This is a genomic window from Aetokthonos hydrillicola CCALA 1050 (assembly GCF_017591665.1).
In the GTDB taxonomy this organism is placed as follows: Bacteria; Cyanobacteriota; Cyanobacteriia; order Cyanobacteriales; family Nostocaceae; genus Aetokthonos; species Aetokthonos hydrillicola.
On sequence record NZ_JAAKGC010000039.1, the window covers coordinates 1 to 25,693 of the forward strand.

Annotated in this window: 23 protein-coding genes and 1 pseudogene; 12 read left to right on the plus strand and 12 right to left on the minus strand. The window is 42.5% G+C overall.

Annotation, left to right across the window (positions count from 1 at the left end; genetic code table 11):
• Positions 1-288 (plus strand): WD40 domain-containing protein (locus tag G4P69_RS19630; protein WP_208350946.1); only part of this gene is annotated, 288 nt, incomplete at its 5' end.
• Between the two features lie 423 nt (positions 289-711).
• Here the strand turns inward: G4P69_RS19630 and G4P69_RS19635 are convergent.
• The 7 genes from G4P69_RS19635 to speB form a co-directional block, all read right to left on the minus strand.
• Positions 712-1,062 (minus strand): DUF5615 family PIN-like protein, encoded by a 351-nt coding sequence (locus G4P69_RS19635; RefSeq protein WP_310833498.1) that lies wholly within the window; start codon positions 1,060-1,062, stop codon positions 712-714.
• A complete protein-coding gene (locus G4P69_RS19640; RefSeq protein WP_208339812.1) occupies positions 1,059-1,388 on the minus strand; it encodes a DUF433 domain-containing protein in 330 nt (109 codons plus the stop codon). The genes G4P69_RS19635 and G4P69_RS19640 overlap by 4 nt, the downstream gene beginning before the upstream one ends.
• 225 nt (positions 1,389-1,613) lie before the next feature.
• Positions 1,614-2,741, minus strand: coding sequence for a geranylgeranyl reductase family protein (locus G4P69_RS19645; protein ID WP_208339811.1), 1,128 nt, complete (start codon positions 2,739-2,741; stop codon positions 1,614-1,616).
• 796 nt (positions 2,742-3,537) lie between these two features.
• A complete protein-coding gene (gene frr / locus G4P69_RS19650; RefSeq protein WP_208339810.1) occupies positions 3,538-4,086 on the minus strand; it encodes a ribosome recycling factor in 549 nt (182 codons plus the stop codon).
• Entirely contained in the window at positions 4,073-4,801 is a 729-nt protein-coding gene (pyrH, locus tag G4P69_RS19655; RefSeq protein WP_208339809.1) for a UMP kinase, read from the minus strand. Before pyrH ends, frr begins: the two co-directional genes overlap by 14 nt.
• A gap of 70 nt (positions 4,802-4,871) precedes the next feature.
• Positions 4,872-5,429: a thioredoxin family protein gene (locus G4P69_RS19660; protein WP_208339808.1), complete on the minus strand. Its 558-nt coding sequence runs from the start codon at positions 5,427-5,429 to the stop codon at positions 4,872-4,874.
• Between the two features lie 57 nt (positions 5,430-5,486).
• Complete coding sequence (speB, locus tag G4P69_RS19665; RefSeq protein WP_208339807.1) at positions 5,487-6,407, minus strand: agmatinase; 921 nt, start codon at positions 6,405-6,407, stop codon at positions 5,487-5,489.
• A gap of 228 nt (positions 6,408-6,635) precedes the next feature.
• On the opposite strand from speB, the gene G4P69_RS19670 reads away from it, so the two are divergent.
• Positions 6,636-7,535 carry an alpha/beta fold hydrolase gene (locus tag G4P69_RS19670; RefSeq protein ID WP_208339806.1) on the plus strand — a complete coding sequence of 300 codons (900 nt, stop codon included), beginning with the start codon at positions 6,636-6,638 and terminating at the stop codon, positions 7,533-7,535.
• 36 nt (positions 7,536-7,571) lie between these two features.
• Here G4P69_RS19670 and G4P69_RS19675 read toward each other — a convergent pair whose 3' ends face one another.
• On the minus strand, positions 7,572-9,026 hold the full coding sequence (locus tag G4P69_RS19675) for an LCP family protein (protein ID WP_208339805.1): 1,455 nt from the start codon (positions 9,024-9,026) through the stop codon (positions 7,572-7,574).
• A gap of 346 nt (positions 9,027-9,372) precedes the next feature.
• Positions 9,373-9,789, minus strand: coding sequence for a hypothetical protein (locus tag G4P69_RS19680; RefSeq protein ID WP_208339804.1), 417 nt, complete (start codon positions 9,787-9,789; stop codon positions 9,373-9,375).
• A gap of 107 nt (positions 9,790-9,896) precedes the next feature.
• Between G4P69_RS19680 and G4P69_RS19685 the strand changes: the two genes are divergently transcribed.
• Entirely contained in the window at positions 9,897-11,135 is a 1,239-nt protein-coding gene (locus G4P69_RS19685; protein ID WP_208339803.1) for an AI-2E family transporter, read from the plus strand.
• Between the two features lie 90 nt (positions 11,136-11,225).
• Here the strand turns inward: G4P69_RS19685 and G4P69_RS19690 are convergent.
• Both G4P69_RS19690 and G4P69_RS19695 read right to left on the minus strand, forming a co-directional pair.
• Positions 11,226-11,357: pseudogene (locus G4P69_RS19690) on the minus strand (serpin family protein); the annotation flags it as partial.
• Positions 11,358-11,650: 293 nt separating this feature from the next.
• Positions 11,651-13,237 (minus strand): S8 family serine peptidase, encoded by a 1,587-nt coding sequence (locus G4P69_RS19695; RefSeq protein ID WP_208339802.1) that lies wholly within the window; start codon positions 13,235-13,237, stop codon positions 11,651-11,653.
• A 90-nt stretch (positions 13,238-13,327) separates the two neighbouring features.
• Between G4P69_RS19695 and rpe the strand changes: the two genes are divergently transcribed.
• Positions 13,328-14,035, plus strand: a complete 708-nt coding sequence (gene rpe, locus G4P69_RS19700) for a ribulose-phosphate 3-epimerase (protein WP_208339842.1) — start codon at positions 13,328-13,330, stop codon at positions 14,033-14,035.
• Positions 14,036-14,307: 272 nt separating this feature from the next.
• Positions 14,308-15,759: a RecQ family ATP-dependent DNA helicase gene (locus G4P69_RS19705; protein WP_208339801.1), complete on the plus strand. Its 1,452-nt coding sequence runs from the start codon at positions 14,308-14,310 to the stop codon at positions 15,757-15,759.
• Here G4P69_RS19705 and pheS read toward each other — a convergent pair.
• The gene (gene pheS, locus G4P69_RS19710) at positions 15,756-16,748 is read right to left on the minus strand and encodes a phenylalanine--tRNA ligase subunit alpha (protein ID WP_208339800.1); all 993 of its coding nucleotides are present in this window, start codon (positions 16,746-16,748) and stop codon (positions 15,756-15,758) included. The two genes, G4P69_RS19705 and pheS, sit on opposite strands and share 4 nt — an antisense overlap.
• A gap of 314 nt (positions 16,749-17,062) precedes the next feature.
• On the opposite strand from pheS, the gene surE reads away from it, so the two are divergent.
• The 7 genes from surE to secA all read left to right on the plus strand — a co-directional run bounded on the left by surE (position 17,063) and on the right by secA (position 25,606).
• Positions 17,063-17,860: a 5'/3'-nucleotidase SurE gene (gene surE / locus G4P69_RS19715; protein WP_208339799.1), complete on the plus strand. Its 798-nt coding sequence runs from the start codon at positions 17,063-17,065 to the stop codon at positions 17,858-17,860.
• A 264-nt stretch (positions 17,861-18,124) separates the two neighbouring features.
• Positions 18,125-19,024 carry an MBL fold metallo-hydrolase gene (locus tag G4P69_RS19720; RefSeq protein WP_208339798.1) on the plus strand — a complete coding sequence of 300 codons (900 nt, stop codon included), beginning with the start codon at positions 18,125-18,127 and terminating at the stop codon, positions 19,022-19,024.
• A 140-nt stretch (positions 19,025-19,164) separates the two neighbouring features.
• Positions 19,165-20,379: a bifunctional riboflavin kinase/FAD synthetase gene (locus G4P69_RS19725; RefSeq protein WP_390692631.1), complete on the plus strand. Its 1,215-nt coding sequence runs from the start codon at positions 19,165-19,167 to the stop codon at positions 20,377-20,379.
• 279 nt (positions 20,380-20,658) lie between these two features.
• The gene (locus G4P69_RS19730; RefSeq protein ID WP_208339797.1) at positions 20,659-21,063 is read left to right on the plus strand and encodes a zinc ribbon domain-containing protein; all 405 of its coding nucleotides are present in this window, start codon (positions 20,659-20,661) and stop codon (positions 21,061-21,063) included.
• Positions 21,064-21,121: 58 nt separating this feature from the next.
• Entirely contained in the window at positions 21,122-21,811 is a 690-nt protein-coding gene (locus tag G4P69_RS19735; protein ID WP_208339796.1) for an SAM-dependent methyltransferase, read from the plus strand.
• Between the two features lie 115 nt (positions 21,812-21,926).
• A complete protein-coding gene (locus G4P69_RS19740) occupies positions 21,927-22,475 on the plus strand; it encodes a diheme cytochrome c (protein ID WP_208339795.1) in 549 nt (182 codons plus the stop codon).
• Positions 22,476-22,810: 335 nt separating this feature from the next.
• A complete protein-coding gene (secA, locus tag G4P69_RS19745; protein ID WP_208339794.1) occupies positions 22,811-25,606 on the plus strand; it encodes a preprotein translocase subunit SecA in 2,796 nt (931 codons plus the stop codon).
• Positions 25,607-25,693 lie beyond the last annotated feature (87 nt).

The window sequence follows — 25,693 nt, forward strand, 5'->3', positions numbered from 1 at the left end:
TATGACCACACCATTAAACTGTGGAATCTAGCAACTGGAGAGCAAATCCACACCCTTAGGGGGCATTCTAGCGAGGTTCGTTCCGTCGCTTTCAGTCCAGATGGCAAAACTCTTGCCAGTGGTAGTTATGACCACACCATTAAACTGTGGAATCTAGCAACTGGAGAGCAAATCCACACCCTTAGGGGGCATTCTAGCGAGGTTCGTTCCGTCGCTTTCAGTCCAGATGGCAAAACTCTTGCCAGTGGTAGTTGGGACAAGACTATCAAGATTTGGAGAGTACCGTGAGGATTGTAAATTGTGAATGGCTACACAAATCAACCGTTATTGGTTCGTAGTTGCACTTTAGTGCGCTAAAGCGCAACTACAAACCTTTTATACTAATTTGCTTAACTCAGATCTTGCACCTTTAAATATAAATACTGAATTAACGCCACAAAAGTATCAAAGATTTAACTATAAAACATTCGTTTCCATTCCTCTTCTAGAGGAATTTAGCTCTTAGACAGGGATTTATAATCCCTGGCTAATTTAAATGCAGTCACACAATCAGTATCGTCGCGGTAGCATTTATATTTATCATTTTATTGGTGCAAGATATGAATTAAGCTAAGTCTGTGCTAATATTTCAAGCTATGTTAAGAAATGTTAATGTAGAGTGCGTTGTGGCGCAGCGCAACGCACCGCCATAAATTCTTCGTTAGTCTGGCGTCAAAGGGGTAACTTGGCAATTCGATTTACCCATTCTTCTGCGCTGGATGCTGCCCAAATCAGCAACAGTTCTTCGATAATCACTTCAATCGGTAATTTTCTGGAGACAATTATAACTCCTGAGCTTTGATTGCTGGTGATAAACTCAGCAAATTCTAATGGCATTGTTTTCCGATCATGACTAACGAGAACACGTCCCTGTTGTGCGGCGATCGCCAATACTTGTGGATCTTTAACACCTTCCAACCGAGCAGCAAAGGCAGTTTGAAAGTCAATTGTTGGTTCTCGCCGTAAAACCCCTGTGACGATCGCCTGGTTTAAATCAGCATCGGCTTGGTAACGAATACTCACGATTCTACCTGCTGTTTTGCTGCCTTAGCTGCCATCAATTTGTTATACAAAGCTGGATCAGTGGTTTGTAGGGGCTGAGGCATTGCGTCGAAAGCTGCTTCCTCGGCTGCTAAATAAGTATCGATCACATCACGATTTGCGAGATAGAACGCGATCGCGCCATAAACTTGTTCCAATGTCAGCAACGGAAAAGACTGAACAATGCTCTCAGGAGATAATCCATTTCGGAAGGCATAGACAACGGAATCGAGGGAAATCCGAGTTCCTTCGATCCAATAAGCCTCGTTCCGATATTCTACGTAAGATTTAGCTGCAACAACTGACATAGTTTATATCTTGGCTTTGTCTAGCTTTAATTGTAACCGGATTTCAAGTAGCTAGATTGTATAAGACAAAAACGTAAAATTATTGTAGTGCGGGCATCTTGCCCGCTTCTTGTATAAGAATTTTATGCGTAACAGCTTATTATTGAGCAGATGTATGGTCGTTTAGACTAAGGGCGAACGCCGTTCGCCCCTACAAGCTGGAAACGAAGATTATTTGAGGAATTATTATCCTCCAAAACCTGGGACTGGAACTAAACGCTTAAGCGCCCTACCAGCTACATCGCCATAACGTAATTCGCCACACAAAATCTTGCCCATGATTTGCACAGCAGAGGGGCGTCTAACACCCACTTTATAACCAATACCAGGAAAGCGATAGAATGCTCCGGCTAATTTTTGGGCCCAAGCCATATCACTACCCCATTGCTCGTTAATGGTTTCAGAGTAAAATTCTAAAGCATTCTTGTCACCAGCCAAAGCTTTATTTATCGCTTCGGCTGCTTTCACGCCACTAAAAATCGACGGACGAATACCTTCAGCTGTAAAGGGATCAACAACACAAGCAGTTTCCCCAGCCAAAAGCGCATTTTCAGTATGTAATTTTTGATTACCGTTCCATAAACAAAGAGCGTGACCATACTGTTTGCAAACTTTCAAATCCAAGCCAAACAGATTACCGTACTCGGTTAAATTTCCTTTGAAATCTTGTGGTTCACCACCGATAAATGTACCAATACCCACAGAATACCCATCTGCTTTGGGGAAGTTCCAGAGGTAACCGTTTTTGATCATGCCAAACTCAAAGTGAGCGATGTTACCATTCTGTACATCGGCTGGTGCTTCGGCTTCCAAAGCACCAGCTAAACGGCGTTTGCGATCTTTAAAACCTAGCCATTTTGCCATTGGTCCCTTAGCACCATCAGCAGCAATTAAATAACGACCAGAAAAAGGTCCATTGGCTGTGTTTACTTGCCAATGATCACTTTTAAAATCAATCCCTTTTACTTCTGTATTATCTTTTAGTTCAGCACCTTGCTTCTGGGCTTGCTGCACTAAGAAATGGTCAAAAATTTCTCTTCGCACCATCCATACTGGTTCGGGTGTTTTTAATTCTGCTTCCACTGGATCTTCCATTTTCCAAGTGCAGCGAATTGTGTCTGCTTTGATAGAAATTGCTGGGCTAAAGTCAAAGTCAAACCACTCAGCAATAGCTGGAGATACGCCACCACCACAAGGTTTATATCTTGGTAAAGATTCTTTTTCTAAAACTAATACAGAACGTCCTTGCTTGGCTAGATGATATGCAGCTGATCCACCAGCTGGTCCCGCGCCGACAATGATGCAGTCGTACATATGGCTAAACCTTTGCTCCTAATTGTTAGTTGATTTTTTAGTTTTTCTTTAATAGTTTGCGGACACTATTTGACAGGGCAAAGCTTGGTAAGGAGCAAAAAACGCTGCTTACCTTGTTTGAAAAAAACAATTTCCCTGATATGTAATTTTTTGGTTATAGCACTACAACCTGAAAGCTATTTTGTATAAACTTTTCTCAGGATGGTTTCTTGGTAAATTTTTATTTTATTTGTTTGTATTGGCTGATCAAACATTAAATACGATTCCTCTCGTTTTTTAAATGTTAAAATCTGTGTCAGTCTTGGTACGACTAGGAAGATTTTTTAGTAGATACAGCGTCTTGATTTTTTGCAATACTTAGGTGATTTCCGAGAAAGAAAATACCTGGGGAGTGCGAGTTTCGACTTCGCTCAACTCTCGATCTCTCAGTTGGTTGAGCGAAGTCGAAACCAACGGCGGCGGTACATTTATTCCTGTAAATCACCTTACCAAGATACAATTCATTAGTTCTAACGTTCAAAAATTTTTTGTCAATGTTCTTAGGTAATATGTAAAGTTTTCGTAAAAAGTCTTAATGGGGAATAAGGAATAGCATGTAGATTGGGGAACGTAGAAGCCCAAGGTGTCTTCGCATAGGGTAACCCAACACTTATTTAATAAAATTGTTGGGTTTCACTCCGTTCTACCCAACCTACAATACTCGACCAACCAGAGAAGTGCTATCCCTATTCCCTAGCAAGAGAATAAGAGGAAGATAGACAATCATTCCTCATATTCTTTGTTTTTTTGAGTTGAATTAGACAGTTGTGATGTCTTTTTCTTTCTCTGCAAGCAATTCGTCGATTCTAGCGGTGTATTTATTTGTGAGCTTTTGCAATTTGTCTTGCTGATCCCGTGATTCATCTTCGGAGATTTCAGCACCCTTTTCCTGTTTGCGTATAGTATCTACTGTATCACGGCGAATATTACGAATGGCAACGCGCCCTTCTTCAGCATACTTGGCAGCAATTTTGACTAGTTCTTTACGGCGATCGCTCGTCAAAGGCGGAATGTTAAGCCGAATTATAGAACCGTCGTTGCTGGGGGTTAAACCCACATCCGACAGAGAAATTGCCTTTTCAATCAGGCTCAAACTACTACGATCATATGGCTGAATCAATATTGTTGTAGAATCGGGCGTACTAATGTTTGCTAAGGATTTTAGCGATGTAGGCGAACCGTAGTATTCTACCATCACTTTATCCAGCAAACTGGCGTTTGCCCGACCAGTGCGAATTGTGTTAAAAGCTCGTTGAGTTGCCTCAACGGTCTTTTGCATTGTACTCTCAGCATCAGCTAATTTCACAAGAACCTCCCACAAGCGTGCCTATGGATTCTCCCATGATTGCTCTCTTGATATTACCTCGCACGGTTAAGTCAAATATGAGAATTGGGATATTGTTTTCTTTACATAAGGCTATCGCAGTACTGTCCATTACACGCAAATCTTTTGCTAAAACATGTCCATATGTTAGAGTGTTATAGCGTTTTGCATCGGGGAATATGTGAGGATCAGCGTCATATACTCCGTCTACTTTTGTGGCTTTAAAAATCACTTCCGCATCAATTTCTGCGGCTCTCAGAGCAGCAGTTGTATCAGTGGTGAAGAAGGGATTTCCCGAACCAGCGCCAAAAATTACCACCCGCCCTTTTTCTAAGTGACGGATGGCGCGACGACGAATATACGGTTCTGCTACCTCTTGCATAGCGATCGCAGTCTGAACCCGCGTTTGTACTCCTATTCGTTCCAGTGATTCTTGCAACGTCATGGCATTCATTACCGTGGCAATCATCCCGATGTAATCAGCAGTCGCTCTGTCCATTCCCGCCGACGCCGCCTTCACACCACGAAAAATATTTCCGCCTCCCACGACTATGGCAATTTGAACACCAGTTGCTATCACCTCCGCTACTTCTGCGGCTATTTCTTTTACCACTTCCGGATCAATTCCATAGCCCATGTTGCCCATAAGGGCTTCACCGCTTAGCTTAAGTAAAACCCGTCGGTAATTTGTTCCCATGAAGTTACGCTTTATCAAAAAATAAGTAATTGCCTCCAATTAAAGATAGCAGCACAGTGACTTTCTGTCTCTACTTACGCCATGTTAGGTAAGTACCGATAACTTCTGTTTCTTGTGGATCAATTTCTTCTCCTTTAAGAACAGAAGAGATCGCCAGCTTCAGATAATCTTTCCCCACAATTTCAGTGATATTGTGGGGGTTGTTATCAATCTGCCCTTTGTAGCACACTACACCATCTCTATCTATCAAAAACGCTGTTGGAGTTTTAGTTGCACCAAAGCTACGAGTTACATCTTGAGTTGAGTCCCATAAATACGGAAAGTTCAAGTTTCGTATTTTAGCAAAAGCTTGCATCTTTTCAAAGTTTTCCGTTGGATCGGCGATCGCGTCAGTGCCATTCATCCCTATCAGTGTGAAGCGTTGTCCACAAAATTCGGTTTGAATATTTTTGAGCCTCTCCAGATACAATTTTACGTAAGGGCAGTTATTAGACATTGTAATGACGCCTACTGCGCGGAACTTTTCTAGATAACGGCTCAGATGATGTACTTCATTGTCAGTTCCTGGCAGTTCAAAATCTGGTGCGTAGCTACCAATAGGAGTATCAATTGTTTCTAGTATAGTCATCTTCTTTGAATTTCCAAGAACTAAAAACAAAAAATGTAGTCATATACAGCGTCGTTCTCAAGTCTTAAACCACCCTTTAGCTAAAGCTTGATACCCTATAATTTTATAGACCAGCTTAGCCGCCGTAAATTGTGAAACTACTGAATCTACTATTGGTGCTAACTCCATAACATCACACCCTATTACATTATAATCAGCACATAGCCTTCGTAAAAAAGTACTCAGAGCATACCAATTCAAACCACCTGGTTCTGGGGTTCCTACACCTGGAATCAAAGTAGGATCAAGCCCGTCTAAGTCAATCGTCACAAAGATTTTTTCAGTCTGAATAGCAGAAAGTGCTTGATCAATCCAATTTGGGTTATGAGCAATTTCCCGTGCGCGAAATACTGTAAGTTGTTTTTCTTTTATTAAATCAGCTTCTTCTTTACAAATAGCACGGATACCTATTTGTACTGTTGGTAAACCCATATCTACAACCCGTCGCATAACACAGGCGTGATTGTAAATTGAGCCTTCATACTCGTTGCGTAAATCCCCGTGGGCATCAATTTGTACTACGGTAAATGGCTCATTCCTATTGGCTGTACGATACGCTTCTACAATTGGAGCAGTAATGCTATGTTCACCACCCAAAGCAATAACAAATTTGCCATCTGCAATCAATTTAGACACGGTTTCTTCAGTGACTTGTAACATTTCCTCAGATGAAACACTGCGTCCTTCACGAGTGTCTGCAATTGGATCGTGTGTATAAATACCAACCTCTAAACCTGTTTCTTTATCTATTTCTTCATCGTAATATTCTACTTGGTGAGATGCTTCTAAAATAGCGTAGGAGCCGTGCTTGCAGCCCCGACGATAAGTAGTTGTGGCCTCATAAGGAATCGGTAAGATAACTACACGAGCTGTCTCATAAGTAGCAGCAACCTCAAAACCTAGAAATGGGAGCACACAAGTCGAATTTTCTGCCAGCATGATGAACGCCTTGTTTGTATTACAACATTAATGACTTTAACTCCCAATCCTGACATAATCTGAACAATGAGTACACTATCTTAAGATTAATTGGGTAAGGAGGAGGCAACCGTACATATTCCTGTCGCTTAGCCACAGATAATGTATGTTATTGCGACAATAAAAGTAGTTATGGCTGTAGCAAGTTGCTGCAACGTTTATCCCATTATACTAATAACTTGATATCTCATGATTGGTTCTAGTTCCACCGCAACAAATACCTCAACAAAAACCTGGATTTGGCAAGGCTTCTCCATCTGCTATCAAACCCAAGGAACAACTGGAGCATCTGTTGTCTTGGTGCATGGTTTTGGAGCTTCGTGGTGGCACTGGCGCAAAAATATTCCTGTGCTTGCAGAAAATTGCCGTGTCTATGCTATTGACTTAATAGGCTTTGGCGGTTCAGCTAAACCTAAGCCAGGTGAAACAATTACCTATACATTTGAAACCTGGGGGCAGCAATTAGCAGATTTTTGCCGCGAAGTCGTAGGTGAACCAGCTTTTTTAGTCGCCAATTCTATTGGCTGTATTGTCGCAATGCAAGCAGCAGTAAGCAACCCTAATATTGCATTAGGAATTGCCTTACTTAACTGTTCCCTGCGACTATTGCACGATCGCAAACGAGTCACCTTACCTTGGCATCGCCGCTTTGGCGCACCTCTACTTCAGCAGTTGCTATCGATCAAACCAGTCGGGGAGTTCTTTTTCAATCAAATAGCTAAGCCAAAAACCGTCCGTAAAATTTTACTACAAGCCTATGCTAATGCCGAAGTTGTCACAGATGAATTAGTAGATCTACTTATGTCACCAGCACGCGATCAAGGTGCTGTAGCTGTTTTCCTTGCGTTTACTTCATACTCGGCAGGACCTTTACCAGAAGATTTGTTACCTTTACTACCTTGTCCAGCTATTATTTTATGGGGAGCTTCTGATCCTTGGGAACCAATTGAGCTAGGTAGAGAATTAGCTAACTTCCCACGAGTACAAAAGTTTATCCCTCTAGAACGCGTAGGTCACTGTCCCCAGGATGAGGCTCCTGAAGTAGTAAACCCAATTCTACAAGATTGGATCTCAAAATTCCCCAAATAACTCTAAAACATATAGAAATTTTTTTCCCCTGCTCCCTTACTTTTGACTTTTGACTTTTGACTTTTGACTTCCCCAAAGGGGCTGCTCCCTGCTCCCTGCTTGTCGCAACCAATCCTTACCAACTTGGATGCTGATATCAGAGCCAAGATTCCCGGTGCTTTCTACCCTGACTTCCCCAAAACCGATAATGTTACGAATTGATTCAGCGCTGTTACCATCTCCTTGTTGAGCGACGATATGAGTCACATCTAAAGGTTCACCCCAGTGTTTAGCTATATAAATATTACGATAACCTGCTCTTTCCAGGGTTGAGATTAATGGTCGGAGACTAGCACGATTCTTGCTGCCTGTACTATCTTCAATTGCTACTTGTAACGAGGCTGGATTAGTCGGACTTGATTGTGCTGCTGCTGTTTCCACATCAAAGTGTTGAGCCACCATAGATTTGATATGCTGGCTATCTGGCAACCAGTAGCTAGAATCAAACTCCCTTTTCCCACTAAATCGACCAGGAAGCATTAACATATGCATGTTAGAGCGATTTGTTCGTACTCCAAAACCAACTAGCGCTACTAATTCCTCAACTGTCATGTTTGTATCGATGTTATCTTTAACAACATCAAGAATTTTGGGGAGTTGAGTCAAGGTAGCGGGGTTAAGTGTCTGATCCATCAAGGCACGCATCACCATTTGCTGCCGTTGAATTCGACCAATATCACCTAGGGCATCATGACGAAAACGTAACAATTGTAGTGCGTGATCGCCATCAAGATGCTGCTTTCCTGCCTTCAAATTAATATATAAGTGCTGTGAATCATCTTGATACTTCATATCTTTGGGAACGTAAACCGTCACTCCTCCCAAAGCATCAATCAGCTTACCCACCCCCAAAACGTTAATTCTTATGTAGCGATCAATTCCCACTCCATTTAAAAGATGATTAACTGTTTTAGCAGTTAAAGCTGGTCCACCGTCTACATTAGCAGCATTAATTTTTTTAATACCATGCCCCTCAACCTCGGTGCGAGTATCTCTAGGGACGGAAAGCATAACTATTTTTTTCTTCTGGGGATCAAATCTGAGCAATAACATCACGTCAGACAGACCATCAAAGGAGTTAATCTCAGGCTGATACCTCAAATGTTGGCTTTCAGGAGGAGGGTTCTTCACATCTGGTGGGAGTACGCTCATTCCTAAAAGTAAAATATTGACAGGGCGAGTTAATTGAGAAAACTGTAGCCCACCGCCAGCGATGCGATCGCCATCAAACACCGCAGCTTCATCAGCACTAAGTTCTCTATGCATCAAAGGTTTGCTTGTCCAAGAAACCGCCAACAGAGCTCCTGCTGTTGCTGAAACTACTGCTATACCGCTCATCAATAGCCAAAACCACAACCAACGTTTAGATTTAGCTGCTTTGGAATTGCTGTCATTGCGGTTGGGTTGGGATGCAGAATGATCTTCTTGCGCCGAAGTTCTTTGAATAGTCACAGACTTCCTCACACTTATCTAATAAAATTTTCGCTTATCAGCTTGCTTAACAGCTTAAGAATTAACCAATAATAGCTAACTCTCAAATATTCAGTGGTCAGTTTGTATTTTTGGTAGCAGTTACAACACTTGTAGCTTTGTTTCTGCAATTTTTTGCTTAATCCGGAAACGTTTCCTTGAAGTATGACAAGAATGAACCAGATTTGACTAGTTCTGTGGGAAATATTTTTACGGCTCAGGTAAAGCTTGTGCAGTTTTTATCAACATTCCTCAGTTTAGCAAGTAGATGTTGTTGAATAAACCAAATTTACTTTAATTCTACAGATAGAGATAAATAGTATAGGATTTAAGACAAGTACTTGCCAAGCACTCGCTCGGCAAAGTTGCTAATTCCAGGTAAGCGCTTAGTTTTGCCCCTAGCTGCATGTATAATCAACCAGACACTAACCAAAAAGTACCCAGATGTCACAAAGGTATTAAGAGTTAATAAACGCAATGTTAAAAATTCTGAAGTTCCTGCCCCAGTCGATAACAAGAGATCCCCCACAAGCCACATAAATCCCAAAGTAATTGACAGACGACTAGCTGCAAGTTGTTCCCGACTACCTTGGCGACGATAGAGAGTCCATAGAGATGGAAAAAAGCCGATAATGGGGATTAAATACCAGACTAGTGAGGAAAAAGGGACAATTGGATCAATTTCTAGATCTTCGTATTCCCTAGATTTTGATTGGGAAGCATCACCAGATTGGAAATTTTTCATGATTGAATAAGTGTAATCCTAAGCTAGACAGATGAATGATAATGACGTAGTTAGCGATAATAAACTATAAGCAAAAAAGTTATTGAGTTTTATCTCGCAATCAGCAGATGCAGACACGCAAGCTTTTAAACTGGTGGCAGACACTTACACCGATAGCGCGAGTGGGCGCGATCGCACTGTTCGCTCCGCTCATGGTACTTAATGGTTGGGCAATTTCAGTAATTTTTACTTACTTTCACTCGCTGATAGTCATTTTAGTCGGAGCTTCGGTGCTAGCCTTTCTGCTTAACTACCCTGTAAGTTGGATGGTGCGTCATGGGGCTAAGCGAGAGCAAGTTGCTATTTTAGTCTTTTTAATCGCTGTATCGATTTTGTTAGCCCTGGGTTTGACATTATTTCCATTAGCTTTAACCCAAGCTCAGCAACTAGTGGCTCGTTTACCAGAATTAATTGATTCTGGACGCCGTCAGTTAATGGTGTTGAACGAGAAAGCAGAAATATTTGGCATCCCAATAAATCTTGACGCTTTGGTAGTACAAATTAACGACCGCGTCAAGAGCCAATTGCAAGGGATCGCAGGACAAGTCTTGAATCTAGCTGTAGTTACACTTACTAGCCTGCTAGACTTTCTATTGACGATGGTTTTGACTTTTTATCTTCTGCAACATGGAGATGAACTCTGGCAGAGCTTAGTTGATTGGCTACCTATAAGATTTCGTCAAGCTTTTTCTCAAACAGTACGCCTTAGCTTTCAAAATTTCTTCATTACACAGCTAATTATCTCTACCTGTATGGCATCAGCCCTAATACCAGCCTTTCTATGGTTGAAAGTCCCATACGGTGTGCTATTTGGCTTAACTATTGGTGTTATGGCGTTAATTCCTTACGGTGGTTCTGTGGGGATAGCTCTCACGACGACCCTGGTGGCCCTGCAAGATATCAGTATGGGTGCTAGAGTATTATCTGCCGCAGTGATTGTGCAGCAAATTTTGGAAAACTTAATTGCTCCCAGAATTTTAGGAAGTTTCACTGGTTTAAATCCTGTCTGGTTGCTAATTTCAGTTTTGACAGGAGCAAGGATTGGTGGTTTGTTGGGTGTAATTTTAGCAGTACCAACAGCTGTTGTTGTTAAGACAGTTTTAAGTGCATTACGTCCTCGTATATATAGCACTCACTCTGAGGAAACCTCTACTTCTCTTACAGAGACTTGTGTAGCTCCTCAAAGCAGTACTTCCGGTAAACAAGATGGTAATCTGGTTTTACAGCAGAATGAGCGATCTACTGAAGTAGATGCACCAAGTGTAGTAGATACATCGTCTCCAATTACTGAAGGTCATAGTTCGTAAAGTATGTTACTATAGCTCTTCTTCAAGTGGAGTAAGCGAATAGATCCTTTGTAAAGGATTAATTGACCCATCCATTGTTCCCAACTGTCTATTAAGTTGAGAACATCCTAGTACACTTACTAAAACAACCCCAGCAGCAGCTAAAACGTAACGTCTCCCCAGGCGAACTCCATAACGCCTTTGCAGGAAATTTGTTCTAGCAGGACTAAATTTATCCTCCATTTTACCACCTTAAATCCGCAAGGTCTTCCTCTTGACTATCGCATTCAACTCGAAGAAATTTCGGTCTGTTACAGTTTTGGCAACGAGGAAATAGGCATGGGGCATTGGGCATTGGGCATGGGGTATTAGACATTGACAAAAATCATCAGATATGAGGTAGGAATTCGTAGCAGTTCAACAAAGGATTTTTCCACACATGAAACTATTTCCGTAAACGCGGTAGTGCTTAAAGTCCTAGCCCTATGCCCTATGTATACCCCATCCCCCATGCCCATTGCCCCATGCCCATTGCCCTATTTAGCTGGTACACTCCACCAGGCTAAGGCGTAGGGTTGAGTATTTTCGTTGACTTTTCTAGGAAATTGAACGCGGATTTTGTAATTACCTGTAGCAGGAACGGGACAGAAAATATGTTGTAAATTATCAACCTCGCTCGTTGAAGAACAAATAGCAGCCTCCGTATTTCGAGCATCGGCTTTTACTAAGTAAAGGGCGAGGTTGTTTAAGCCGCGATCGCGAAACTCATCATTAGCATCATACTCACCAGTTTTATTCTTATCCTCTAACTCCACTAATCTGTCCCAAATAAGAGTGATGGCTATAAAACTTCCCTGCTGTAATTTTTTGTCTAATGTATATTCCATAGAGGCCCCAGCATCGATGGTATGATAATCCCAGCCTATAGCAGGGACAGGTTGTGAAGGATCCCATTCACCAGCACTAAATTGCTTGTAAGCACGAAAAGCATTTAGGTGCCCTGCTCCCATTTGACTATCTAATGGAATTTTTGGGTTTTTGTAGGCGACAGATGCTAGCCAATCACGATTTTGTTTATCAATTAACGTTCTGGTCATTCCCAATCTAAAGCCATCACCAGTATCTTTGATTTTGTCTGCTGAATTTAGCAATACTGCTTTCATGACTTCATGACGGCGAGAATGGATGCTCCAGTTAGGTTGTTTTTTTCGTAATTGTCTGTCGCCAAATTCTTGTAAGAGCGCTGCTGTTGCGGTAACTTGAGGCGCAGCAAAACTCGTACCTGTGACTTTGTTGGTTTTACCATCAGGACTAAGTAAGCGAATATTACTCCCGGGAGCAACTAAACTAATACCACTACGTGAACCTAAATTAATTTCTCTTCCCGCTAGTCGCTGGATCATTGCCTGATCAGAAGCCGCTAGATTAGAAACGTCAACTTTATTAAACACTCCTCCACGACGGGATGAAAAAGCCACGTTCAGCCCGTTATAGTTATCAGTGGGGATAGAAATACCTCCCTTACCTTGGTTACCAGCAACTACATATAAAACATTGTGGGCGCGACTAGACCAATCTATACATAGGGTTAGTAATGCATTGCCATCTAAAACAGCTTCAGGTCGAGGATCACGGTTTAAAGGTTCACCAAAGCTGAAATTAATAGCACGAACATCTTTACCATTTTGCAATGCTATATGTTGAGCAGATAAACACTCCTCTGACTGACTCATGTTTTTAGTACTACCTATGGCAGACGAGTACAGTCGCGCTTCTGGAGCAATTCCTTTTAAGGCTTTATCTGTACTAACCATAATACCAGCGACATTATAAGCATGAGGATCGACACTGGTATTAGATATTGCTTTTGATGTGCGTAAAAACACTCCCGCTAGAGAGACAGCATGATTTTTAGAGACAGCTTTATCTAAGCCAAACTTCCCTGGACGCCCAATTTCTACCTGACCAATAGCAATTTTGCGACCGGTTAAATTATATGGGGGTTGATGTAGCCTCAAAGCATCAATACCGTTACTATCAAGAAAATTCCCTAAAGCCAACACTGGTGCACTCAAGCAACAAGCACTTAATCCCCAAATTATCCAAGTTAATTTTTTCGTCATTAGTTATTTACTGATTGCCCTAGACCCTATACCCGATGCCCCATTTTTGTTAAAATGCAGACAGACGAGGATGCTCAACAACCCACTACCATGACCCAAACAACACCCAAAAAGCCTATTGTAATTGCTCCATCTATCCTATCAGCCGATTTTAGCCGCCTCGGAGACGAAGTCCGCGCCGTAGACGAAGCTGGAGCAGATTGGATTCACGTTGATGTAATGGACGGTCGCTTTGTACCTAATATTACGATAGGACCTCTGGTTGTGGAGGCGATTCGCCCGGTTACTACTAAACCACTGGATGTCCACTTGATGATTGTGGAGCCAGAAAAGTATGTAGCAGATTTTGCTAAAGCCGGAGCAGATCATATCACAGTTCATTGTGAACATAATGCTTCGCCTCACCTGCACCGGACTCTGGGTCAAATTAAGGAACTTGGTAAAAAAGCTGGTGTTGTACTCAATCCTTCAACACCTTTAGATTTTATTGAGTACGTATTAGAACTTTGCGATTTGGTGTTGATTATGAGTGTCAACCCCGGTTTTGGTGGTCAAAGTTTTATTCCTGAAATGGTGACCAAAATTCGCAAACTACGGCAGATGTGTGATGAACGCGGTTTAGATCCCTGGATTGAAGTCGATGGAGGATTGAAAGCTAGTAATACCTGGCAAGTTTTGGAAGCTGGAGCAAATGCAATTGTAGCCGGTTCAGCAGTCTTTAACGCAAAGGATTATGCTGAAGCGATCGCCTCCATTCGCAACAGTAAGCGTCCTACCCCAGAACTAGCAAAAGTTTAAGAGGGAGCTCTTAGCAGGGAGCAGGGAATAAGCTTTTTGATCCTTGGTGGTGAAACTGTTTTTATCGCTCCTGAATCTTTCTTTAAGTACTTGCTTACCTGAATGTAGTAGAAAATACTGAATATCTAAAACAATCCTGAAAAGGTAGATAGAGCGGAGAAGTAATTTTAGAAGAAGGAGTCAGAATTCAGAATACAGGAGCCAGTATAAATTCTGACTCCTGACTTCTGACTCCTGACTTCTGATTCCTGACTTCTCTATCTACTTTTTTTATGAATCAATCGTCCACAATATCTTGGGATGATGTCCGCGCTACTTTTCAAAAAATTTGGGGATATAAAGATTTTCGTCCGCCGCAGGGTGAAATTATTGAAACTTTATTAGCAAAAAAAGACGCCCTAATTATTATGCCTACTGGTGGGGGAAAGTCTATTTGCTTTCAACTTCCAGCACTGCTGCAAACTGGATTAACTTTAGTGGTTTCGCCCTTGGTAGCGTTGATGGAAAACCAAGTACAGGAACTACGCAGTCTCAAATTATCAGCGGCTCTTTTACACAGCGAATTGCCTTCCTTTCAGCGAAGACAAACTTTGCAAGCTTTGAATAGACAACAACTGAGATTATTGTACTTGTCGCCGGAAACTTTATTAAGTGAGCCAGTCTGGAATCTGTTGTCTCAGCCCCGACTTGTTATTAATGGTTTGATTTTAGATGAGGCGCATTGTCTGGTACAATGGGGAGACACATTTAGACCGACTTATAGAAGATTAGGATCTGTAAGACCAGCACTTCTAAAATCAAAGCCGCCAGGAACAAAGATAGCGCTAGCTGCTTTTACCGCTACTGCTGACCCTGCTGGACAAAGAATAATAAAAGAGACTTTACAATTACAAGAACCAGCAATTTTTCATATTAACCCTTACCGTTCTAATCTTAATCTCAGTGTTCGTATAGCATGGACACCGCGAGGAAGAAAGCAACAAGTATTAAAATTTATTCAAAATCGAGCAAAACAAACCGGGTTAGTTTACGTTAGGACAAGACGAGATAGCGAGAATTTAGCTGAATGGCTGAGACAGAATGGTCTGGCAACAGAGGGCTATCATGCAGGACTTTTAGCAGAGGAACGCCGCGCTGTAGAAGCTAGCTGGCTTAGCGGAAAAATCCCTTTTGTTGTCTGCACTTCAGCTTTCGGGATGGGGATAAACAAGCCAGATGTTCGTTGGGTAATACACTTTCATGCGCCATTACTGCTATCTGAGTATGTACAGGAAATTGGACGCGCTGGGCGGGATGGGAAACCCGCAGACACACTGACATTGATGAGTGAACCCACTGGATGGTTAGATCCAGAAGACAAGCAAAGACGACGGTTTTTTGAAGAGCGGGTGCGATCGCTACATCTTTCTGCACAACAGTTAGTAAAAAAACTGCCACAGCAGGGAGAGGTTAATGCAGTGGAAAAAAAATTTCCTGATGGTGCGATCGCCCTTTCTCTACTGCATAGTGCTGGTCAATTACACTGGCTTGACCCTTTCCATTACAGTATTATTCCTGGTACACGAAACCAGCCACCAAGAGAATTAGCTTCAGCCAAGCAGATGAATCATTATCTCACGACCAGACAATGCCGTTGGCAGTTTTTGTTAAACGCTTTTGGTTTTGATAAAGAAGCTGCTAGTTGGCGTTGTCGGCATTGTGATAATTGCCGACGTAACAGTTAAAATTGCCGTAAAAAGCGCAAGTCACTGGCATACACGCGGCGAATATCATCTAATTCATGTAGTACCATTGCAAAGCGTTCTACGCCAAATCCAGCGGCAAAGCCTTTATAAACTTCTGGATCGTAGCCCACTGCTTTCAACACATTGGGGTCAACCATACCGCAGCCCATAACTTCCAGCCAGCGACCATTCCACTGCAAATCTACTTCAGCAGAGGGTTCGGTGAATGGGAAGTAACTAGCACGGAAGCGAATAGGTACATCACCAAACATCGCTTGTAAAAACACTTTCACAGTGCCTTTGAGATCCGTAAAAGTCAGATCCTCGTCAACTGCTAAAAGTTCAATCTGATGGAAAACTGCTGCGTGGGTTGCATCTACGTTATCTCTTCGATACACCCTTCCTGGGGCAACAATCCGAATGGGCGGTTCCTCGGTTTCCATATAACGAATTTGCACTGACGAGGTATGAGTCCGCAGTAAATTTCCGTCTGATAGGTAGAAGGTATCCTGCATGTCACGGGCTGGGTGGTCAGGTGGAGTGTTCAGTGCCTCGAAGTTGTAGTAATCTGTTTCCATCTCTGGACCACTTGCCACGGTATATCCCATACCAACAAAGATATCCAAGGCGCGATCTATTATCCCGTTTAGGGGATGAATACGACCTTGGGGGCGATAAATTCCCGGCATTGTAACATCTAGAGTTTCAGCTTTAAGCTGTGCCTCAATTTCAGCCGATTCTAAAGCTGCGCGTTGCCGTTCTAGGCTATTTTGTAAAGCTTCCTTGACTGTATTGGCAATAGCTCCAATTATTGGTCGTTCTTGCTCACTTAGCTGACCCATACTGCGTAACAGCACCCCTAACTGACCCTTTTTACCCAGGTAGCTTACTTTAAGTTCTTCTAGGCGTTCTAGCGTATCGGCTGTGGCGATCGCTTTTTCTCCTTGTTCCTGCAATGCTAAAAGTTGAGTCTCTAAATTGTTAGTCATTAGTCATTAAGCATTAGTCGTGTAAATATTACGATACGTTTGGAAACCGTGTAACACGATTCCCGTCTCTCTAAGAGCAGGGTGCTGCCTTAAAAGTAATATAGCGCGGAGCTTCTCCTCCCTACTTACTAGTTTAGAAGTTATTTGTTATGCGACACTCCAATAAAGGGGAGTCAATGGTGTTGTAGACCATGGTATGGCACCAGACAACTGTTTACCTAACCCTATTTCTTCCTTTTTTGTTTGTGACTGATGACATTGACAAATAATAAATAACAAATCACAAATGACTAAATGAGCAACAACTAAGGGTTATGAAATTACTAATTAGCAATGATGATGGGATATTTGCTCTAGGTATACGTACTCTAGCCAATACCTTAGCAGAAGCAGGTCATGATGTTACTGTAGTTTGCCCAGATCGCGAACGGTCTGCAACTGGTCATGGGTTAACACTACACCAACCAATCCGTGCTGAAATCATCGAATCGGTTTTTCATCCCGCTATCAAAGCCTGGGCTTGCGATGGTACTCCCTCTGATTGTGTGAAATTAGCACTATGGGCTTTGCTAGACTCTCCTCCTGATTTAGTCCTTTCTGGCATTAATCAAGGTGCTAATTTGGGAACCGAAATTCTTTATTCTGGTACTGTTTCTGCTGCGATGGAGGGTGTAATTGAAGGTATTCCAAGTATTGCTCTAAGTCTTACAAGTTTCTCTTCTAAGAACTTTCAGCCTGCTGCCATTTTTGCAAAAAATATAGTAGCCCAACTGAACCAAACACCTCTGCCAGATCTGATGTTGCTTAACATAAACGTTCCCGCTGTTGAGTCGGCAGAAATAGCAGGAGTCCTTATCACCCGTCAAGGAGTGCGTCGTTATGTTGATGTTTTTGACAAGCGAGTCGATCCACGGGGTAAAACTTACTATTGGTTAACCGGAGAAGTTCAGGAAGATGTTGAACCGCCACCAGGTTTAAATTTAAATCCAAATCTGCCGATTGACGTACATGTTGTACGTAAAAACTACATCAGTATAACACCGTTGCAATACAATCTCACCTATGCCAATGGACTAACAGAATTATCTAAGTGGAAATTCGACTTTTCTTGATATGAGCGTAAAATGCATCACAGCAAAATTTAGGTTATAAAGTAGGAACGTCTTTGAATATAACCACAAAAGATAAGCAAAGAAGCATTGAGGCTAATTTGAGTCAAAACCCGACTAATCCGAAAGCAAAGCTAGCCTTAAAAACAATATGCTGTTTTATTACTAAACATTCCGTCTACCAAAGATTGGTAAGACAGCATAAACTTAACAGAATAAGTGATATTTTTTTGATTGATCGCCCACTCAGTCCCGCTAGCCATATTCATGTTTAGGATAGAGAACCAATTTTCTGTGCATTTTTGGGGCGTTCGCGGCAGTATACCTTGCCCGGGACCACACACCGTCCGTTATGGAGGGAATACCCCTTGTGTTGAAATGCAAGTGGGCAGCAAACGCTTAATTTTCGACGGTGGAACAGGACTGCACGTTTTAGGACAATCTTTGCTGTCCAAGATGCCAGTAGAAGCTCATATTTTCTTCACCCACTCCCACTGGGATCATATGCAAGGTTTTCCCTTCTTTACTCCAGGGTTTATCAAGGGAAACACTTTTCATATTTACGGCGCGATCGCGCCTGATGGTTCGACCGTAGAACAGCGCCTTAATGACCAGATGCTGCATCCGAATTTTCCTGTGCCCTTGCAAATTATGCAAGCAGATTTAGATTTCTTTGATGTCACTCCAGGGGAACCTATACAAATCAATGATATAATCGTAGAAACTGCACAGCTCAATCATCCTGGTGAGGCGGTAGGATATAGAGTTAACTGGCTTGGCGCTGCGGCTGTCTACATTACTGATACTGAGCATTTTCCAGACAGACTCGATGAAAACGTCTTGTGGCTGGCTCGTGATGCTGACGTCCTCATTTACGATTCTACGTACACCAATGAGGAGTATCATTTGCCAAGTAAGCCTAAAATTGGTTGGGGCCATTCTACATGGCAAGAAGCTGTGAAGGTAGCCAAAGCAGCTAATGTCAAAACTTTGGTAATTTTTCACCATGACCCATCTCACAACGACGACTTTTTAGACAGTGTAGGAGAACAAGCATCTGAGAAATTTTCTGGCGCGATCATGGCACGTGAGGGAATGACACTTGAAATATCAACACAAGCTTCCTATTCGGAGTCGGTTTCTATACTTGACCGCTCCTCAGCTTAAAAACATTAAGAGCCAATATGCTTTAAACTAAAAACAAAACTAAAAGAACGGCTAAGATTCAAGTAACTTGAATTTTTGAAAAAATGGGTTGAGCTAAGCTGATAAATAGCTGAACAAAACTCAAATCCCAAAAAATCGGTGTGTTCCAAAATCTGTCTCAAAACGGGTGTTCTGTGTGGGTTACTTCTTCGACCGAATTGGCTTTAACTCCAACTGTTATTGCTCTTGGCAAATTCGATGGTGTACATCGTGGTCATCAACGCGTCATTGAACCAATTCTCAAATTACAAGAAGAAAATAACGAAAAGGTCGAACAGCAGGAACAATATGACAGCAGTCGCCTGGAGAAAAAGCCTGCTATTGGAGGTTTTCCTCAAAAAAATATCCTGCCAAAACAGGTTACAGACTTGAGGGAACAGTCGATTGAGCAGGGAGATTTTTCGGCAAGATATTCTTTGTCTTTGCCTAATATCAACCAAGTAGAGAACACTATACCCCCAGCTATCGCCTCATCGACTGAATATATTTACTCAACGGTTGTTACTTTTAACCCCCACCCTCAAGAGTTTTTTACAGGAAAAACTCACACTTTGTTAACACCAGTGGATGAAAAAAGCCAACAAATGCGATCGCTTGGGGTAGAACAATTAGTACTGTTGCCCTTTGATAAAGAATTATGTGCTTTAACCCCTGAAGAGTTTGTAGAAAAAATTCTGGTGCAACAACTGCAATGTCGCAAAATTAGTGTGGGGCAAGATTTTCGTTTTGGGAGCAATCGTAGTGGAACGGCCAAAGATTTACAATCGATTGCCGCGCGCTACGATATCCCTGTAATTATTGTTCCCTTACAAGTTTGTTCAGAGGAGTTATCTATACATAGTTCCTATGAACGAATTAGCAGTTCGCTGATTCGTCAACATCTTGAGCGTGGTGAAGTTGAACAAGCAAACCAACTCCTAGGGCGTCCTTACAATCTAGTTGGTCCTGTTATAAAAGGTCAACAACTAGGCAGGACTATTGGTTTTCCTACCGCTAACTTGCATGTACCAAAACAAAAATTTTTGCCTCGGTTAGGTGTTTATGCTGTGCGTGTGAAGAACTTGGGCGAGGCATCAGATGTTACTGCCGCTGACTATCTCGGAGTCATGAACATTGGCTGTCGTCCAACAGTCAATGGTACTTATACATCTGTAGAAGTCCATTTACTAGATTGGACTGGTGACTTGTATTGCAAAAAGTTGATTGTACAACTGGAAAAATTTTTACGTCCTGAGCAAAAATTCCCTTCGCTAGAAGCCCTCAAAACCCAAATTTATCAAGATTGTAATGCTGCGAGAGCTTTTTTTGGGGGATAGGGGATTGGGTACTGGGGATTGGGGATTGGGGATTGGGGATTGGGTACAGAGGAATTCACTCAATTCTTCCCCTGCTCCCCCTGCTCAAGAGATCCTCTACTCACTTTATCAAAATCACTGGGTTTAAAACCCCGTCCTTGTAGGACGGCTTTATTCATTCTAATTCACGCGCCCACCTTTCAATTAATTCACTAGCACTAATACTCTGGCTATCAGCGATTCTATTAATTTTTTCCCATAGTTTTCGGTTGGAACGTTGGACAGAAGCAAGCATCAGGGATGGGGAGGAAAAGCAATCAATCTTTCGTCTCCATTCCCACAGCCAGACTCAAGGACAGGATAAAGCAACTGTGCGATTTTTACGGTATCCAGTTCATTGAAACTGACGAGGCGTACACATCAAAAGCATCGTTCTTTGATAATGACACCCTTCCGAAACACGGTGAAAAACCCGTAGGATGGGAAGCATCGGGCAGGCGAGTACATAGAGGACTGTACCGTACGGGAGCAAAAAACTGGTACATCAATGCAGATGCTAACGCAGCTGCCAACATCCTCAAGAAAGTAAGCACGATACTGGATCTTGATCTTAGTGGAGTGTGTAGAGGGCAATTGACTGCCCTAGCTCGGATAGCAATCTGGAACGGTTCGAGTAAGAACCCTCTACTAGATGTTACTGTGTGAAAGACTGGACGCTCCTTTAGGAGGGAGAGTCGTCAATGAGAGACAAATTTAATTCTATATGGGGTTACGGCTAGAGCAAATTTTTCCGTGGGGGCGATCGCTTGAAGAATACATCCAAATGTTTAATCTCACAGTTAATGATCTACAGTCCAAGATTATTGACTGTGCAAGTGGTCCTGCGAGTTTTAACGCTGAAATGACCAAGCTAGGATACAATGTTATCTCTTGCGACCCAATATACCAGTTTTCAGCAGATGAAATTGCCAGTCGTATTGAAGAAACTTGCCCTGTAATGCTACAGGGTGTTGAAGCAAATCGGCACAAATTCGTCTGGAAAATTTATCAGTCTCCTCAACACTTGGTTGAAACTCGGATGGCAGCAATGCAGCAGTTTGTAACGGATTTTTCTTTAGGACTTCAGCAAGGGCGTTACAAGCAGGAAGCTCTTCCAACATTGTCTTTTAACTCGGGGCGATTTGATTTAGCACTGTGTTCTAATTTATTGTTTACTTACTCGGACCAACTATCATTAGAATTTCATTTAGCTGCAATTACTGAAATGTGTCGCGTAGCAAATGAAGTACGTATTTTTCCTTTGTTGGTCAATATGACTGGAGAAACTTCACCTTTCTTGGAACCTGTGATACAAGAATTAGACGCACGAGGTTATGGGGTTAAAATCAAAAATGTTCCTTATGAATTTCAGCAAGGTGGAAACCAGCTTTTGCAGGTAATCAAAAGGAAATAGAGGATTGGGCACCCCTGCGGGGAAGTCAAAAGTCACGCATTCAAAAGTCAAAAGTCAAAACTGGGTAAGATTTGTCTTTTTTCCTACTCTGCTCCCCCTTTACTTGGTGTGAGGAATGTTAAATATTGTTACGCGCAAATTTTCTGAACGAAAACTCAGGCGAAAGCCGATTGGGTTATTTTTGGTGATCCTGGCTTGGAGTCTGGCTATGGGCTGGCTGTTAGCATTGACAAATAACGTTCAAGCTGCTGCACCATCAAACGAAATTGGTACTGTTGACGTAGTGCCAGCACAGTATAAGCTAGGGCAAGATCTGTATTTGGAAAACTGCTCTAGTTGTCATATTGCTTTACCACCGGCGGTTTTGCCAACCCAAACTTGGAAAAACCTTTTGGAAGACTCGCAGCACTATGGTGTGCAGTTAAAGCCATTAATTGATCCACCCCGCGCTCTTGTGTGGAGGTATCTGGTAAATTTCTCTCGTACTCAATTAAAGGAGGACGGAACACCCTACCGCGTCAACGATTCACGCTATTTTAAAGCTCTGCATCCTAAAGTCAAACTACCACGTCCCGTGCAAATAGGCAGCTGTGTTAGCTGTCATCCGAGCGCTGCACAGTTTAACTTCCGTAGCCTAACGAGTGAGTGGGAGAATTCGCCATAATTTTAAAAGAATTTTAACTTTTGAATGTTGTACTCACCCCCTCTTCCTGTCGGGCGTTCACCCAACCCTGTTAACCCTTCGGCGATCTCTACCTGTTGATGGTTAAGGTTCGCTGCTCCACATGGGGGTGAAATGATACTATGAAGACAGTCTAAATAAAACTAACAGATAAAAACAATCATTTAGTAAACTAGTGGCTCGTCTTATTCTCTGTTTTTGAGCCAATTCTCATTTACAGGCTATCCACAACAACAAGGTTTGGTTGGGTTAAGCGCTGATCATGTAATGCCAAACCTATAATTCTTATCCCCCTTAATTCTGTTAAATAACCTGCCATGCTAAAAACTTTGTTGGGCGACCCCAACGCTCGGAAACTGAAAAAATACCAACATTTTATTACAGAGATTAGCCTCTTAGAGGAAGATATTAAAGCCCTTTCGGATGACGAGTTAAAGGGCAAAACAGCAGAGTTTAAGCAGCGTCTCAGCAAAGGTGAAACCCTAGACGATATCCTGAGCGAAGCTTTTGCTGTCGTAAGGGAAGCTGGACGGCGAGTGTTGGGGTTAAGGCACTTTGATGTTCAACTTTTAGGTGGTGTTATCCTGCACACCGGGCAAATTGCTGAAATGAAAACCGGTGAGGGCAAAACCCTAGTTGCTACCTTACCCAGCTATTTGAATGCTCTAAGTGGTAAAGGTGTACATGTAGTTACAGTGAACGATTACCTGGCTCGTCGAGACGCGGAATGGATGGGGCAGGTGCATCGCTTTCTGGGGTTAAGCGTCGGTCTGATTCAGCAAAGTATGACGCCAAAGGAACGCCAGAAAAACTATAACTGTGATATTACCTATGTCACAAATAGCGAGGTGGGTTTTGACTACTTACGCGATAACATGGCAACATCAATGGAAGATGTTGTGCAACGCCCATTCAACTACTGTGTGATTGACGAGGTAGACTCAATTTTAATTGATGAGGCACGGACACCGCTGATTATTTCAGGACAGGTAGAACGCCCAACGGAAAAATACATACAAGCTTCCCAAATAGCATCATCACTTAAGAAAGATGAGCATTACGAAGTCGATGAAAAAGCTCGTAACGTGCTATTGACTGATGAGGGCTTTGCTGAAGCAGAACAGCTGTTAAAAGTTAAAGATTTATTTGACCCAGAAGATCCTTGGGCGCACTTTGTTTTTAACGCCATTAAAGCAAAAGAACTATTCCTCAAGGACGTAAACTATATTGTTCGTAATGGCGAAGTAGTAATTGTAGACGAATTCACTGGAAGGGTTCTGCCAGGAAGACGCTGGAGTGATGGACTCCATCAAGCAATAGAAGCAAAAGAACGGGTAGAAATTCAACCAGAAACTCAAACCCTAGCAACAATTACTTATCAAAACTTGTTCTTGCTGTATCCTAAACTCGGTGGAATGACAGGAACGGCAAAAACAGAAGAAGCGGAGTTTGAAAAAATCTACAAACTCGAAGTAACTATAATTCCTACCAATAGACCCAGAAGCCGTCAAGACTGGTCTGATATGGTGTTTAAAACAGAGCAGGGTAAATGGCAGGCGATCGCAAAAGAATGTGCCGAAATGCACAACGCCGGTAGACCAGTGTTGGTGGGAACGACTAGTGTGGAAAAATCAGAACTTCTTAGCCAGCTACTTAAGCAGCAGAGGATTCCCCACGAGTTACTTAATGCTAGACCGGAAAACGTAGAACGTGAAGCGGAAATTGTAGCCCAAGCTGGACGTAAAGGTGCTCTTACTATTGCTACAAACATGGCTGGTAGGGGTACTGACATTATCTTGGGTGGTAACTCCGAATACATGGCGCGTCTAAAGCTACGGGAATACTTTATGCCTCGGATCGTCAAACCAGAAGATGAAGATACTTTTGGGATTCACAGGGCGGCTGGTTTACCTGTAGGAAGTGGTAGCGGTCAAGGTTTTGTTCCTGGTAAAAAAGTAAAAACTTGGAAGGCTTCACCCCAGGTTTTCCCTATTCAACTTTCTAAAGAAACAGAACAGCTGCTTAAAGCAGCAGTGGAATTGGCTGTGCGGCAATATGGTGAGCGCAGTTTACCAGAACTGGAAGCAGAAGATAAAGTGGCTGTGGCGGCAGAAAAAGCTCCTACAGAAGATCCTGTTATCCAGAAATTGCGGGAAGCCTATAACCGTGTTAAGCAGGAGTACGAACAGTTCACCCAACAGGAACACGATGAGGTAGTAGGGCTAGGTGGATTGCACGTGATTGGTACAGAACGTCACGAATCACGGCGAATTGACAACCAGTTACGTGGACGCGCAGGACGCCAAGGGGATCCTGGTTCAACTAGATTTTTCCTGAGTTTAGAGGATAACTTGCTCAGGATTTTTGGAGGCGATCGCGTAGCCCGTTTAATGGACGCCTTCAACGTTGAAGAAGATATGCCTATTGAATCTGGGATGCTGACTCGCAGTTTGGAAGGCGCTCAGAAAAAAGTCGAAACTTACTATTACGATATCCGTAAGCAAGTCTTTGAATACGACGAGGTGATGAACAATCAGCGTCGCGCGATCTACGCCGAACGCCGTCGAGTGCTAGAAGGGCAAGATCTAAAAGAACAGGTGATTAAGTACGCCGAGAAAACGATGGATGATATCGTTAACTACTACATCAACCCAGAATTACCACCTGAAGAATGGGATTTAGAAAAGCTGGTTGAGAAAGTCAAAGAGTTCGTTTATCTGCTAGCGGACTTACAACCCAACCAATTAGATGATATGCAGGTTACCGAGCTCAAAGCCTTTTTGCATGAACAAGTAAGAATTGCCTACGATCTTAAAGAAGCACAAATTGATCAAATTACACCAGGACTAATGCGGCAAGCAGAGCGTTTCTTTATTTTGCAGCGAATTGATACCCTCTGGCGGGAACACTTGCAACAAATGGACGCTTTGCGTGAATCTGTAGGACTGCGGGGCTATGGTCAAAAAGATCCTCTAATTGAATACAAGAGCGAGGGATACGAACTATTCTTGGATATGATGACCAATATCCGCCGAGATGTGGTATACTCCCTATTCATGTTTCAACCCCAACCCCAACAAGTAGCACAAACATCCTCAGAGATGGTGCAATAGCGCATAGATAGGAATAGGGAAAACTTTAGGCAAAAGTTTTAAAAAAAACTTTTGCCTGTGTTATGAGTAGGTCGGCATAGATAAATC

Bases quoted from the DNA above. Each gene is read 5' to 3' on its own strand.
- G4P69_RS19705 (WP_208339801.1), top strand. From the start codon at position 14,308: ATGAATCAATCGTCCACAATATCTTGGGATGATGTCCGCGCTACTTTT.
- G4P69_RS19735 (WP_208339796.1), top strand. From the start codon at position 21,122: ATGGGGTTACGGCTAGAGCAAATTTTTCCGTGGGGGCGATCGCTTGAA.
- pheS (WP_208339800.1), bottom strand. From the start codon at position 16,748: ATGACTAACAATTTAGAGACTCAACTTTTAGCATTGCAGGAACAAGGA.
- G4P69_RS19645 (WP_208339811.1), bottom strand. From the start codon at position 2,741: ATGTACGACTGCATCATTGTCGGCGCGGGACCAGCTGGTGGATCAGCT.
- G4P69_RS19695 (WP_208339802.1), bottom strand. From the start codon at position 13,237: ATGACGAAAAAATTAACTTGGATAATTTGGGGATTAAGTGCTTGTTGC.
- rpe (WP_208339842.1), top strand. From the start codon at position 13,328: ATGACCCAAACAACACCCAAAAAGCCTATTGTAATTGCTCCATCTATC.
- G4P69_RS19680 (WP_208339804.1), bottom strand. From the start codon at position 9,789: ATGAAAAATTTCCAATCTGGTGATGCTTCCCAATCAAAATCTAGGGAA.
- surE (WP_208339799.1), top strand. From the start codon at position 17,063: ATGAAATTACTAATTAGCAATGATGATGGGATATTTGCTCTAGGTATA.
- speB (WP_208339807.1), bottom strand. From the start codon at position 6,407: ATGCTGGCAGAAAATTCGACTTGTGTGCTCCCATTTCTAGGTTTTGAG.
- G4P69_RS19730 (WP_208339797.1), top strand. From the start codon at position 20,659: ATGGGGAGGAAAAGCAATCAATCTTTCGTCTCCATTCCCACAGCCAGA.
- G4P69_RS19640 (WP_208339812.1), bottom strand. From the start codon at position 1,388: ATGTCAGTTGTTGCAGCTAAATCTTACGTAGAATATCGGAACGAGGCT.
- G4P69_RS19660 (WP_208339808.1), bottom strand. From the start codon at position 5,429: ATGACTATACTAGAAACAATTGATACTCCTATTGGTAGCTACGCACCA.
- secA (WP_208339794.1), top strand. From the start codon at position 22,811: ATGCTAAAAACTTTGTTGGGCGACCCCAACGCTCGGAAACTGAAAAAA.
- G4P69_RS19720 (WP_208339798.1), top strand. From the start codon at position 18,125: ATGTTTAGGATAGAGAACCAATTTTCTGTGCATTTTTGGGGCGTTCGC.
- pyrH (WP_208339809.1), bottom strand. From the start codon at position 4,801: ATGGGAACAAATTACCGACGGGTTTTACTTAAGCTAAGCGGTGAAGCC.
- G4P69_RS19685 (WP_208339803.1), top strand. From the start codon at position 9,897: ATGCAGACACGCAAGCTTTTAAACTGGTGGCAGACACTTACACCGATA.
- G4P69_RS19740 (WP_208339795.1), top strand. From the start codon at position 21,927: ATGTTAAATATTGTTACGCGCAAATTTTCTGAACGAAAACTCAGGCGA.
- G4P69_RS19670 (WP_208339806.1), top strand. From the start codon at position 6,636: ATGATTGGTTCTAGTTCCACCGCAACAAATACCTCAACAAAAACCTGG.